The organism is Streptomyces sp. NBC_00461 (assembly GCF_036013935.1).
GTDB lineage: Bacteria > Actinomycetota > Actinomycetes > Streptomycetales > Streptomycetaceae > Streptomyces.
The window spans coordinates 178,274-190,487 of the sequence record NZ_CP107902.1 but is presented as its reverse complement, the minus strand read 5'-3'; the positions used below and the strand labels follow the sequence as shown (position 1 = coordinate 190,487).

Here is a 12,214-nt window from a genome sequence, read left to right as displayed (position 1 = left end):
GAGAACGTTCCTGATACACCGTGCGCCGTCGCATGAAAATCCAGCCGAAGCGCTCCGGCGCACCTCGCGCCCGGCCGTGCCTCCCACCGCCGGCAGACAGCCGGGCCCGCGTGGCTTCGGCTCAGGGCTCCTTCCGAGGGCGCCCGGTCTCAGGCCGCGGAGGAATCAGCCGTGCCCAGACCGACTGCGCGCTGACGTTCAAGGACCTGGCGGTCATCCAGAGCGGCTGACCACCGTCTCGTGCACGCGTGTGGTCCCGCATGGCGCAGCAGGCCGGTGTGGGACCACGCCCGTCCGGCCCGAGTGCGTCTTCGCGCCGGACGGGCGTGTAGTAAAGGGGCATCGGGGTGGGGGAGCATCTGCTCAGCCACCGTCTGCCCGTGAGGATCCGTCATGCGCTCTGCCCGCCGTACCGTGCCGCCCATCCTGCTCACCTGCCTACTGCTGACGGGCTGTTCGTCCGTCTCACTCGGTACGTCGACGTCGTCTGGGACTCTCAGAGTCCGGTGGGGGGAGCGTCGGGAACGGCAGTGCCGACGGGCGGGTCGTCCGGCCCCATCGCGGCGGGGGCTGGTCCGCAAAGGCACTACACGGTGCAGCAGCAGCCAGCCGCGGGCTCCTGCCACTACCGGTATCTCAAGGGAGAGCCGCTGCCACTCCAGGAAGGCGTGGGTGCCGCCGCCGGAGTCGGTGCGGATCAGCGTCTGCCGTCCCCGCCGCAGGCGTTGGGGCAGCTGGGCGAGGGCGAGCCTCGCGGTTTCGATGTGGTCGGCGGCGGTGTTGGAGCCCGCGTTGCCGGGCCGCAGCAGGGCGGCCACCGGCTCTCCGGACCCGGCTGGGCAGTGGTCGACGAACGCGACGAGCGGATGATGACCGAAGGTCTTCTTCCAGGTCGCGGTGGCGTCCTGCTTCTCGGAGTGCGCGAGCACCAGCACCCCGTCTATGTCTACGATCACCTGGCCGCCGGCGGCCGGACTGCTTGCCTTGGCCAATTCCCAGACCCGCGTGCGTACTTTGGAACGTGCACCCCGGATCGCCGCAAGAGCTTTCGGACCGAACGCGGCGAGCGCGTCGACGAGGCGGGAGATGGTCGGATCGGAGGCCACCGGGCCGAACACATCCGGCTCGGCCCGCAGCATGCCGATGTCGGCCAGGCAATCGCCGCCGAGTGCAACGGCCAGGGCCACATCCAGCAAGACCTTGCCCGGATCGTGCACGTCCCGCGGCTTGCGCCACGGCGCCAGCGCCGCGGATATCGCGGTGTCCAGGCCGGACTTGCGGACCGTCTCGACCAGCAGCACGGCACCGGCCTGGGCAACAACTCCACGGCCGCCGCCCTCGACACGGACACGGGGGTACGACCCGCTACTCTTCTTCACCTGGAGAGTGCTTCTTTCCTTACAGCGACAGGACCCTCGACAAGTCCCATCGTTGCAGGTCAGCAGCACTCTCCATTTATTTGATCAAGACTCGGACAGACTCACTCGCGAAAGCGCGAGGTTAAGAGCGAGGCGGCGAGGGCTTCGGCTGCGGCGGGGTCACGGCGGGCGAGCGTGCCCACGGCCTGGTCGGTGAGGAAGGCCCAACGGCGAGCCCAGAAGTCCGCGTTGCTGTACGCGGTGGCCAGCATCCGGGTGCGCAGGCGGGTGAGGTGGGTGGTGTTGGTCATGAAGAGGAGTGCTCCTTCGTGTCCTCGAGGCCGAGGAGCTCTCCGATGATGTGCTCGGTGAGGATCCGCGCGGCTTGCCCGGGCCACGAGGGGACAGCTGTACGGCTGATCGTGCCGGTGGTCTTCGGGGCGGTGCCGTTGAGGGCTTCGAGGCTGATCGCGGCGACCAGCTCGGGGAGCTCGGCGAGTTGGGCGAGTGTGCGCGTTGTGCAGCGGCCGCAGTGGATCGGGTCGCCCCAGGTGGGGGTGAGATCGTGGTCGGTGCCATTGGCTTCGGCGGTGCGCCAGGCGTTGTTGCAGGGGCCAGGACAGGGAGCGGGCATGAGGGCCTCCCGGTGATGCTGAGGGTGTTGGGCCCTATGCTGCACAACCCGTGATCACTCGCCCGTGGGCCTCAAAATGCAGTGCGGCCAGACAGGATTCCCCCGCCCGGCCGCTGATCTGCCTGCATCCGCGGAATCGGCCTACTTCCGCTTCCGGGGCAGTTCGATACCACGCCACCTGCAGAGGCCGTCGATCGAGGCAACGCAGCCGGTGAAGGTGAGGATCGCGGTCATGACAGCCTCGGCGATCCCAGCAGCGTCCCAAGCGGCCCACGTGGCCGCGAAGGTGGCGCCGAAGGCGGCCAACGCGCAGACGGCGTCGGACTGCAAGCAGACGTCGAGTATCCACCCCGCGCGGGAGCACAACGCGGCCCACACCCAGCCCGTGACGGTCAGCGCCGTGCGTACTACGTGGCGCGGCTCTCCGGGGCGCCGGGTGAGAAGGGCCGGCCATTCCTCGCGCCATGCCGCATCGTCAGGGCTGGCGACGTAGGCGAGTCCCCTCGAGAACGCTCGAAGAGGGTGGTGCCACGCGGACTCCGGCGGGAGTGACTCGGTGAGGACCACCCACCAAAACCATGGAGCCCAGGCGCCGAGCCCGCCCGTGCTGACAATGAATGCGACCGTCTCATCCTTGCCTGTATTTGTATCAGGTATCGGGACGTCGTTCAGGGCCAGGCCTACGCCGACCCAAAACAGGATCATCATCAACGTCATGGAGACGGCGTAGAAGACGATCAGAGGGTGCACACCGGGCTGCGTCGATTCGCCGGACGCGGCCCGCTCCGCCGCCCACTCGCGGTGAATCTGCCGCGCTCTGCGTCTCCGCGCCGCGTGCATGCCCATCAGACGTCCTCCGCCTGAGCGGTGCGGGCTCGGAACTTCGGTTTCTGTTGTGATTCGGTCAGCGCTACCTTGCCTGCGCCGGTGATCTCGTAGTAGCGGCGGCGGGGGCGCCATTCTTCATTGGCGGCTTCCTGCCAGGTCTGGTCGTCTTCCCAGCGCGCTGAAACCAAGCCGGCCTTCTCAAGCCGGGACAGCATGGGGTAGACGGTGCCCGTGCCGAGGTGCGCTCGGCTGCAGATTTCCAAGCCGTGGATGTTCTCGCCTGCACTGTTTGCGAGAACATCCAGGACCGTGATCGTCGGAAGCGTCATGCGGACGCGCCTTTGTCGACTGGTCATGCAGCAAGCATACCGCGATGTATCCCCAAGAACGAGGTACGTCGAATAAGGTCCGGTGGTCGGCCGGGACTCCTCGAATGATCGGGGAGGCAGGCGGACGGCAAGGGGTCAGTATGGGCCTCGTCAGCGACCGGCCTTCAGCTGTTTCTCCACGCCCGGGAGCCGCTTCTGGCACGACGCCTTCCCAGACGAGGGCAGCCCGTCGGCGAGCTTCTGCAGGACGCCGTACGTCGTCTGTGTGCCCTTCGCGTCGGTCACGTTGGTCGCCGTGACCGTGGCGGCCGCGGTCAGCGCGCCAAGGTCGTCGGCGCAGCGGGCATCCAACTTGCCGAGCAGGGCGTCGATCTGCTGCTTGGAGTGCTTGTCGCCTTCGAGCCCGTTCAGGTATTTGGCCGCGTCGAGGCCGGAGTCCGTACCGGTGGGCGCCGGGGAGGACTTGGGCGAGCTGCTGCTGGAGCAGCCGGCGCATATCAGGGCGGCGAGGACGGCGGCCGTAGCCGCGAGGGTTCGTCTCATGACCGCGATGGTGTCGCGCATGGCGGGAGATGCGGTGGCGATGTGGCCGTTCCGTGGCGGCGCGGTGTGGAACCGTATTCGCAGGAGACCGCTCTCAAGGTGCGGGGCCGCGCTTCTGCCTGTCGGAGCACGCCGACAACTAAGACCGTGTCCTACATGGTCAGTTTGAGGAACCGCTTGTAGCAGCAGAGAGCGGATGCCAGTCCGAGAAAGGCCAGGTAGTTGCCTGCTTTCCGCTCGTAGCGGTGGTTGAGACGGCGGTAGCCGGTCAGCCAGGACATGGTGCGTTCGATGACCCACCTGCGACGGCCAAGCCGCTCGCTGGAGTCGATGCCCTTGCGGGCGATACGGACGCCGATGCGTTTGCCCACAGCCATCGCCGCAGGTGAGGGATGTCGTACGCCTTGTCTGCATGAAGGCGCACGGGTTTGGAGTCAGCAGCGTGGGATTCGTGTCCCATGTGGAAATGGGACAGCATGGGGCTTCAGAGCGAGACTGTCGTGGGTGTTGGCCGCGGAGAGCCCGACCCGTAGAGGCAGTCCGTTCGCGTCGGACAGGACATGCATCTTGGAACCGGGCTTACCTCGGTCCACGGGGCTCGGACCTGCAAGTTCGCCCCCCTTTTTTTTGGCCCTCACGTGGGCGGAGTCGAGGACGGCGCGGGACAGGTCGAGCAGCCCTTCGTCATCGAGCCGGTGCAGGATCGCTTCGTGCAGCCGGCCCCAGACCCCGGCCCGGGACCAGATCAGGAATCTGCGGTGCGCGGTCGACTTCGATATCCCGAAGCACGGCGGCAGCGCCCGCCAGGCACACCCACTGACCAGCACGTAGATGATCGCCGCGAACAGCGTCTCATCAGGGGTGTCCTGGGTCCCGCCACCCTGCACCCGCACCTTGGACGGTGGAATCAGCGGCTCCGCGATCTCCCACAGCCCGTCCGGAACGATCCAACTCCACGTACCACGGCCCATGTTCAGTCCAACGACCCGTCACCACATAGGACCCCTTAGCCGATTCCGTCGGACGCCGCCTTGTACCCGGCGGCCTGCGTGGGCGTCAGCAGCATCGACACCCGTACCAGCACTGTCCCGTGGACGTAGTCGTACTCGGCGAGCGCAGAGATCGACTTGGTGACCGTCTCGATGTACTTCGCGCGCGCTGCCGCGGCTGCAGGGTCCGCGAACACTTCGATCTCGCCGCCGCGGCTGACATCCCCCTTGCTCGTGCCTGCCACGTCGCTGGCCTTGATTCGGGAGTCGGAGAACGTGACCTTCGACGTGTACTGGTTCGGTCGGCCAAGGAGGTGGTCCGGGTCGTTGGCGGCGGTGACCGTGCCGGACAGTTTCGCCGTAGCGACCTTGGCGGAGATCTGCGTGAACGCTGTGGCGGCGGTGAGTGATGTGCTGGTCGAGGACGGCGTGGAGGTCTTCCCGGCGCCACTGGTGGAGGTGGTTGGATTGCTGTTGCTGCATCCCGCGAGGGCGGCCAGGAGCACGGCTGTGGTCGTAGTGGTGGTGAGAGTTCGTCGCATGCGCCCGATCATGGGCGCGCAGCAGGGACGGCGGCAGCGGTGTGGCCGTGTTGTGACGAGATGTTCGGGAGTACAGGCGTGGTGTTCGGGTGGGACCATGACCGCGTCACCCACACCCCCGCCACCGCCGTCACCGACTTCGTCACCGACCAGGTGCCCCAACCCCGCAGCGCCCTGGTCCTCGCCTGCGTGCTGCAACTGACCGACACCGATGCGGGGGCACGCTTTTGGTGGCAGTACGCCGCCGGCGCCGGCCAGGCCGCCGCCGCGTACTGCCTCTACCTCCACAACCTGGCCCTGGGGGAGAGCGACACCGCCCTCTGGTGGCACCGCCAGACCGACGACGTCCAGCCCTCACCCGAGCCGCCCACTCAGGACACCCCGCGCCCCGGCCCCACCGCGGATGCCCCAACCGCCTGGCACCCGGCAGACCACCGGATCACCAGCACCTCCACCACCACGATCCTGCGGGTCCTGCGCCACCTGGCGAAAAACAGCGTCCGCCCCCGCTCCGCCGCGGTCACCGAACTCATGGCCTACGTCCCCACCGCCGTCGCTGTCGGCTACCTCCGCCAGCCCGAGATGGACCTGCCCACCCCCGGCGCGGACTTCGCCCGCCGGATCAGCACCCTGCTCGCCACGGCCGCCAGCCGGCCCGACGTCACCAACACCCTCCCCGCACGCCCCGATTCACGCGAGCACACCCCACACGATGCCCCTCTGCCTCTCTCCCGCCCTTCCTCTGCAGAGACCGGCGAGACGGTGCAGCGGCAATGGGGAGAAGCCGCAAAACGGTGATCCCCGCCCCGAAGCAGACTCGCCCGGCCTGCCCACACGGGCCAGGCCGGGCGAGCCGTGCGCCCCGGCGGGTCCGGCGCTCTCACCGAGGCCGGCCCCCGGCTGGTCTCCCCGTCCGGCCGGGGCTCTTTTGCACTCGACATCAGTGCGGCCCGGTCAGGAACGCCCCTGGTCGTTGGCGGCGCCCTGCGTGATATCCGCTGCTGTCAGCCGAGGTGGAGGGTGGCGAGGGCGGTGGTCCAGTCGGTGACGATCGCTTTCTGCGCGGCCGCGAGCGTGATCTGACCCTTGCAGACCGCGGTGTGCAGCTTGGTCTCCACCGGGTCCTTCTTATTGTTGACGCCCGAGCCCGAGCGGTGGCCGGGGTCGGCGGGCTCCACCCACAGGTTGCGGTAGTCGTTGGGGTCGCCGCCCAGCTGAAGGCTGATCAGGTGGTCGTATTCGGCATCGCGCATGCTGCCGGTGTAGCCGTAGGAGGCGGCGTTGAGCTTCTTCTCCTTGCCGGTCACGTACGCGGAGGGGCGGATGGCGGAGGTGTAGCCGCCCTTGCGGCAGATCGTCGACTTCAGGTTCGCCTGCGTCACCGCCGGGGAGATCGCACCCGGCGTGCACTTCGGGTCCTCGAGCGGCTCCCCGTTCTTGTAGCGGAAGTGGCAGGAGCCAGCGGCTGGCTGCTGCTGCACCGTGTAGTGCTTCTGCGGACCGGCCCCCACCGCGATCGGGCCGGACGACCCGCCGGCCGACGCGGCCGATCCCGACGCTCCCGCCGCCGGGCTCCGGCTTGCGGACGACGTCGACGTGCCGAGCGAGCCGGACTTACAGCTCGCCAGCAGCAGGCAGGCAAGCACCACAGTGGATGCGGCACGACGGGTGGAACGCATGATGACCCCTCACAGGCAGGCGACGGCTGAGCAGATGCTGCCCTACCAGCCCGCTACGACACCGCGCGGGGTACCGCGCGCAGGCGCACGGGCACGCGCCTGCCGTAGGTCCGCCCGGCCACGGGATCGTCCTGGAGGATCTCGCCCTGGTCGGCGGTGAAGAGACGCCCATTGTTCTTCCACACCGAGCAATGCTCATGACCTGTGGATCGACCTCGGGTTGGACGCGAAGGGGGCATACCTTTCCCGAGTGATCGACTTCCGGTCATCGAGTAGGCCGACGTTGCACCGCCGGCCGGGAAGGCACGCCCGTGCTGAGCGTAGTGAATGCCGATGGACGACCGAGACTGGTTCCCTGATCGACGACATTGTCCGTGAGGGTGCGCGGCGGATGCTTGCGGCCGCTCTGGAGGCTGAAGTCAACGCCCACATAGCCGAGTTGGCCGATCAGCGCGATGACAAGGGCCACCGTCTGGTGGTGCGCAATGGCTATCACCAGCCCAGGTCAGTGACGACCTTGGCCGGGGCGGTTGAGGTGAAGGCGCCGCGGGTGAACGACAAGCGTGTCGAGGTCAGGACGGGTGGGCGCAAGCGGTTCTTCTCGGCACGCAAACTATGCCCAAGCCCTGACGCGGTGTCCGCCGTGGTGGTGTGGATGTTTGCTTGTGTGAGGCCCTTGATAACGTCCTGGGGCTTGGGCGCGTGGTCTTTGGGGTTTCGGGGGTTTGTGTGACAGTCGTCATGGCGGCCGCGGCGATATACGGCGTGCTGCAATTAGCTTTGCTGGCCTCGCCGGTGAGGTCGCTGAAACTCTCCACGGTGCTGGTGACGATCGCGGTCGGTATGTACGGCAGCGGAGTTGTCGCTGTCCTCATTGAGTACATCGCAGCGCGAGCCGCCGTGACTCAGCCGGGCCAGTCGCTGCCCGAGGCCCTGGGCAGCGGCGGTTACACGCTCGTGCCGGCCGTGGAGGAGCTTGCCCAGATTGTCCCGTTGCTGTTGGCGGCTTGGAATCTGAAGATCCGTTCGCAGCTGGGCATGACCGATGTCGTCGTGCTCGGCGCGGCGACCGGCGCTGGGCTCGGCCTGTTCGAGACGCTGCTCGCCCACCTGTTGGATGCCCAAAGTGCGTTCCCGCTGCCAGGCGGTGGGGGCTGGATGCTGTCCGCCGGACTCGACGGCATCGGCGGCGGCGCCCCCTACATTCCCGACCTGCCGACCGTCCTCAGCCACTGGCTGCCCGCCCAGCTCGGCAGCCTGGACATGAGCTACACCCAGACCAGCCTGGGCACCAACCTCCACTTGGCCTGGGGCACCATCGACGCCTTCGGCGCCGCCCTGCTGCTGCGCGCCCGCGGCTGGCGACGCCTCCTTGGTCTGCTGCCGATCGCGTAGTCAAAGGTCTGGCTATGCACCCATCCCGACAGGGGTCATTCTATCGGCTGAGAGACCCTCTGGACAGGGCGACGAGGCGCACAAACGTGCAGGTCAGATGGGGTATGACGGGCGTTTCAGCACCCCTCCAGGGCGCTCCGGGGGAGCGTCGCGCCGATCGTCTGAAGGAGAGGAGAAACCAGCCATCTACCAACAAGATCAACACGCAAAGAGCGCCCGACCACGGGGGGAGTCGGGCGCTCTTTGGTTGGGGAGTCTAGCTACGCCTGGTGACGCGCTGCCAGCGCCGGAATCTGGGCAATTTTCTCGGCAGTGAGGTCGTTCCACACCAGCCCCGACGGCCGGCGGCGGTTGGTGCACGGGATCACCTCGTCAGGCGTGACGATGTAGTCCACGGAGAAATCGTGCTCAGTCTCGGGGATGTCGTCGTCAACGACCTGAAGCTGATGAACGGGCGCGACGATTACCGTCTTGTCTGTCACGAGGCCCGCCTCGATCAAGAGTGCAACTTCCAGATCGGAGTACCCGGCACCCTTGCCGATGCGTGCCCCGGATCGGTTCACGGCGACGCTGCCGCACACGACCACGTCGATAGGTTCCATCGACTCTGGCGCGAGCCGGCGGGCAACTTGAGCCGCGCCCTTCTTCTCGGCAGCTTCCTCGGGTGGAAGCTCTAGGTTCTTGGGATCGAGCAGGTAGAAGGGTTCGAGCGACGCCATGCGCGGCACGGCCATGTAGACCCGTTTGCCGTCATGAAGGGCACGAACGCGTACTGGAAGCTGCGCCCAGTCGGGATTGGCCTTCACGGTGGTGGCACGTCGCCAGAAGTCCTGACCAGCCAATTGTTCCGCAGTGCCCTCGGCACCGTAGAAACCAGGGATCTTGCCGTACGAGTCGGCGGGTGCGCCGCCGCCGTCGATGAGACGACGCCACACCTTCTCGCGCAGCTCCTGCTTGGCCTGGTCGATGTCGTTCACGCACACCCCGCCCGTACTTAGATCGCTGCCATCAAGGCCAGCAGCCGATCGTTAATCTCCTGCGCCCATGGTTCCTGTCGCCACTGCCGCAGCTCCCGACCAGCAGCAAACGCCAGGTTAAGCCCGCCGCCACCGCGCGTCAGCTCCACTGCATCAATCGTCCGGTGCATGGCCGACGCTGCTTCGTCGAGCTTTCGTTGCTGGATGAGCGCCAACGTCAGGTTGCCGAGCGCGATGGCCTGAGATTTCTTCTTGGCTGCCAGTGCCCGCGTGGTCATACGGAGGATGGGTTCGGCACGTTCAGGCAGACCGAGGAACAGGTAGCAGGAGCCCGCCAGCCGGTTGTACTCGTTCACCGTGTAGAACGGGGCGGCGATGTCATCAGGGTGGACGCGGTCGAACTGGTCTTCCGCCTTCTTCAGCGCTGCTTCGCACTCGGTGGTCGCGTCGGTCATGGCGTGACCTTCGGCGACGTGAAGAAGACTCAACCCAGTGAGCGAAGGACTGACCAGTTTGGCGGCTTCGGCGGCCTGCTCCGCGAGTGTCACACCCCGGCCAGGGTTCTTCTCACCGTAGAGCGCCACGTACGCCATCCGCAGCGTGGCGTATGACTCGGTCGATGGATCACGGGCATGACGAGCAGCCTCGACCGCTTCTTGAAAGTACCCAAGGGGTGCGTGGTGGTCACGTCGTTGGCTGACGTCCCAGACCAGTTGCCCCATGAACGTCGCTGAATCAGCTTCGACTTCGTACAGCGCCCGGCGTACCCGTGGGTTCGCTGCGTTCTCCCGAAGGAACCTCACCTGGCCGTGCAGTTGTCCGGCTCGACCAAGCAGCGCCGTCGATGCTTCTTTGTCGTACGACTCATCCAGCTGACGCAGCCGTTCGTGAAGGTAGGCAACCACCATCAGGTCGGCGGACGCTGGATTCTCCAAGGCGTACGACATCCGGTCACTGGGGCGCGTGTCGGTGACGGTCACGTCGTCCAGGAGCGCTTGAAGCTCTTCGACCGACACCCTGAGCGCGCTCGCCAGCTTTGGCCGCAACCAAGCTTGTGGTTCGGTTTCGGCGTTCTCCCAGCGACCTACCGTGGAACGCTCGACGCCGAGAAACTCGGCAAGCCCCTCCTGCGTGAAGCCTGCCGCTTTGCGACGCCTGGCGAGGCGTATGCGCTTCGCAGCCATCGCCATCCCTCCGGGTGTACAGGGCGGGTTATCACCATAGCCACGTTGACACCATCCGTGCAGGCCAGACCGCAGAGTGCAACACGGATGCGTCATTGGTGCGGCACGGTTGCTGTGGTGTCTTTGCAGGTCAAAGCGCTTGTCTGGCAGGCAGGTTGGCGAGCGGTTGAGGACGGTGCCACCGCTCGCCAGCCGTTCCAGTCCCCAGGAGGAACGGATGCCACCGGCCATGTACGGCTACATGCGACTCACCGCAGGCGATGACGACAGCGATGAAATCGAGACGATTCGAACGGAGTTGACCACTCACGCTTGCCGCGAGGGCTTCATCTTGGAGCGGCTGTTTATCGAACAACTGGGTGCCGACGACGAGTCGGCCTTTTTCTTGTTGGTCGACACGCTGAGAACCAGCGGCGTCAAGCACGTCATCGTGCCGTCGCTGTGGCACTTCGCTCGGTTGCCAGGACTCCAGGCGGCCATGCGCGACCACATCGAAAGCGAGATCGGCGCGCGGCTGTGGATCGTCCAAGGGGTCAGGCCGTGAACGCGAAGCAACGAGCACTGGGGTACGTCCGCGTGCTGCCTGGAGTCGACATGGGCGACGTTGTCTGCCTGAGCGGTGACATGGCGCGTTTCGCCGAACACGAGGGCTTCACGCTCGCCGAAGTGTTCATCGAGAAGGAGCCCGCGCGGACGACCGCGCTTGAGGCGATGACTCGGTACTGCCAGCGACACGACATCCGAAACGTAGTGGTGCCGACCAGCGAGCACCTGAACACGCTGCCAATGCTCGCGACCCTCGCGAAAGAGCTGCTGCAAGAAGAAATCGGCGGTCAGGTCTGGATCGTCGCCTCTACCAATGAGGAGGTGTCATGCCCTCCGACGCCGTGACCCCGATCCCGTTGCTTGCTGCCTCGGTCCGGATGACCGCCGTGCCTTCGGCCGTGGCGTGCTCGCGGATGTTCGTCCGACACACCTTGAAGCGCTGGCAGTTGGAAGAGCACGCCGAGGTAGCGACGCTCATCATGAGCGAGCTCGTCACCAACGCCGTCAAGGCCAGCGGTATCACTGCCCTCAAGCCGAAACCCTGGCAGATCAAGGTTGAACACGTCATCGGAATACAGCTCCGCGCCATCGAGGCCAGTCTGTACGCCGATGTCTGGGACAGAATCGCCGCGATCCCTGTGCGGAAGAACCCCATGCTTGACGCGGAGAGCGGACGTGGCCTGGTGCTTGTTGAGTCGCTCGCTAAACAGTGGGACGTCTTTCGTCCTCGCAGCGGTGGCAAGGTCGTGTGGGCTGAGTTGCCCCTCGGGGCGGCGGTAGAGGAACCCTCTTTCGACCACCAGCGTCCGCCGCTGATGCTGCCCGAAGGTATCCGTGCCGCCAGCGGACCGGTGGAACAGCAGGCCCGTACGGGCCTCTTCGAGCACCTGATGGATACGACCGTTGAGCATATGTGTGCTGCGCACTTGGACGATGGAAGCTAGGGGCCGCGGCCGGCAGACTCTTGGTGGTGGCGTTCTAGGACGAGTGACCGCCCGATGAAGCCAGGCCAGATATGGGATCTGTTCGACTGGTACCACGGGGCGTGCTTCCGCTGCGAAGCGGTGCGCGTACCCGTGGCGCTCGTCGGCGACATGACTGCACACGACTCGACGCTGCCGCTGTACGCCTGTCACCGCTGCATCTTTCGCATGCAGCAGTCACATTGGTTCGCGACTGGACGACGTGCCTGGCACCTTGAACGGCTGCA

15 protein-coding genes and 3 pseudogenes are annotated in these 12,214 nt (G+C 66.4%); 6 read left to right on the top strand and 12 right to left on the bottom strand.

All coding sequences use genetic code 11. The features are described from left to right. Positions 1-653: 653 nt before the first annotated feature. The 8 genes and pseudogenes from OG870_RS00890 to OG870_RS00855 form a co-directional block, all read right to left on the bottom strand. Positions 654-1,379, bottom strand: a pseudogene (locus tag OG870_RS00890) (transposase); the annotation flags it as partial. 101 nt (positions 1,380-1,480) lie between these two features. Further along, positions 1,481-1,669 carry a hypothetical protein gene (locus tag OG870_RS00885; RefSeq protein WP_266593134.1) on the bottom strand — a complete coding sequence of 63 codons (189 nt, stop codon included), beginning with the start codon at positions 1,667-1,669 and terminating at the stop codon, positions 1,481-1,483. Continuing rightward, positions 1,666-1,992 (bottom strand): hypothetical protein, encoded by a 327-nt coding sequence (locus OG870_RS00880; RefSeq protein ID WP_266593136.1) that lies wholly within the window; start codon positions 1,990-1,992, stop codon positions 1,666-1,668. Before OG870_RS00880 ends, OG870_RS00885 begins: the two co-directional genes overlap by 4 nt. Before the next feature lie 141 nt (positions 1,993-2,133). Beyond that, on the bottom strand, positions 2,134-2,838 hold the full coding sequence (locus tag OG870_RS00875) for a hypothetical protein (protein WP_266593138.1): 705 nt from the start codon (positions 2,836-2,838) through the stop codon (positions 2,134-2,136). Further along, a complete protein-coding gene (locus OG870_RS00870; protein WP_266593140.1) occupies positions 2,838-3,149 on the bottom strand; it encodes a PadR family transcriptional regulator in 312 nt (103 codons plus the stop codon). Before OG870_RS00870 ends, OG870_RS00875 begins: the two co-directional genes overlap by 1 nt. Positions 3,150-3,299: 150 nt before the next feature. After that, positions 3,300-3,692, bottom strand: a complete 393-nt coding sequence (locus OG870_RS00865; protein WP_266593142.1) for a hypothetical protein — start codon at positions 3,690-3,692, stop codon at positions 3,300-3,302. Between the two features lie 152 nt (positions 3,693-3,844). Next, positions 3,845-4,663 (bottom strand): annotated as a pseudogene (locus tag OG870_RS00860) (IS5 family transposase). A 35-nt stretch (positions 4,664-4,698) separates the two neighbouring features. Then, positions 4,699-5,223, bottom strand: coding sequence for a hypothetical protein (locus tag OG870_RS00855; RefSeq protein WP_266593144.1), 525 nt, complete (start codon positions 5,221-5,223; stop codon positions 4,699-4,701). A gap of 78 nt (positions 5,224-5,301) precedes the next feature. Here OG870_RS00855 and OG870_RS00850 point away from each other — a divergent pair, with 78 nt between their 5' ends. Beyond that, positions 5,302-6,021: a hypothetical protein gene (locus OG870_RS00850; RefSeq protein WP_266845092.1), complete on the top strand. Its 720-nt coding sequence runs from the start codon at positions 5,302-5,304 to the stop codon at positions 6,019-6,021. Positions 6,022-6,227: 206 nt separating this feature from the next. Here OG870_RS00850 and OG870_RS00845 read toward each other — a convergent pair whose 3' ends face one another. Both OG870_RS00845 and OG870_RS00840 read right to left on the bottom strand, forming a co-directional pair. Then, positions 6,228-6,902 (bottom strand): hypothetical protein, encoded by a 675-nt coding sequence (locus OG870_RS00845; protein ID WP_266593148.1) that lies wholly within the window; start codon positions 6,900-6,902, stop codon positions 6,228-6,230. Positions 6,903-6,955: 53 nt separating this feature from the next. After that, a complete protein-coding gene (locus OG870_RS00840) occupies positions 6,956-7,087 on the bottom strand; it encodes a hypothetical protein (protein ID WP_266593150.1) in 132 nt (43 codons plus the stop codon). Between the two features lie 126 nt (positions 7,088-7,213). On the opposite strand from OG870_RS00840, the pseudogene OG870_RS00835 reads away from it, so the two are divergent. Together OG870_RS00835 and OG870_RS00830 are read left to right on the top strand one after the other, a co-directional pair. Continuing rightward, a pseudogene (locus OG870_RS00835) lies at positions 7,214-7,509 on the top strand (transposase); the annotation flags it as partial. Positions 7,510-7,631: 122 nt separating this feature from the next. Next, positions 7,632-8,297 carry a PrsW family glutamic-type intramembrane protease gene (locus OG870_RS00830; RefSeq protein WP_266593152.1) on the top strand — a complete coding sequence of 222 codons (666 nt, stop codon included), beginning with the start codon at positions 7,632-7,634 and terminating at the stop codon, positions 8,295-8,297. A gap of 260 nt (positions 8,298-8,557) precedes the next feature. Here OG870_RS00830 and OG870_RS00825 read toward each other — a convergent pair whose 3' ends face one another. Together OG870_RS00825 and OG870_RS00820 are read right to left on the bottom strand one after the other, a co-directional pair. Continuing rightward, positions 8,558-9,274: a 5-formyltetrahydrofolate cyclo-ligase gene (locus OG870_RS00825; protein WP_266593154.1), complete on the bottom strand. Its 717-nt coding sequence runs from the start codon at positions 9,272-9,274 to the stop codon at positions 8,558-8,560. Positions 9,275-9,291: 17 nt separating this feature from the next. Continuing rightward, positions 9,292-10,458: a helix-turn-helix transcriptional regulator gene (locus tag OG870_RS00820; RefSeq protein WP_266593160.1), complete on the bottom strand. Its 1,167-nt coding sequence runs from the start codon at positions 10,456-10,458 to the stop codon at positions 9,292-9,294. A 229-nt stretch (positions 10,459-10,687) separates the two neighbouring features. On the opposite strand from OG870_RS00820, the gene OG870_RS00815 reads away from it, so the two are divergent. Genes OG870_RS00815 through OG870_RS00805 form a run of 3 tightly spaced genes read left to right on the top strand, consistent with a single transcriptional unit; the run spans position 10,688 to position 11,948 of the window. Further along, complete coding sequence (locus OG870_RS00815; RefSeq protein WP_266593162.1) at positions 10,688-11,002, top strand: hypothetical protein; 315 nt, start codon at positions 10,688-10,690, stop codon at positions 11,000-11,002. After that, complete coding sequence (locus OG870_RS00810; protein WP_266593164.1) at positions 10,999-11,349, top strand: hypothetical protein; 351 nt, start codon at positions 10,999-11,001, stop codon at positions 11,347-11,349. Before OG870_RS00815 ends, OG870_RS00810 begins: the two co-directional genes overlap by 4 nt. Further along, positions 11,331-11,948 (top strand): ATP-binding protein, encoded by a 618-nt coding sequence (locus OG870_RS00805; RefSeq protein ID WP_266593166.1) that lies wholly within the window; start codon positions 11,331-11,333, stop codon positions 11,946-11,948. The genes OG870_RS00810 and OG870_RS00805 overlap by 19 nt, the downstream gene beginning before the upstream one ends. Positions 11,949-12,214 lie beyond the last annotated feature (266 nt).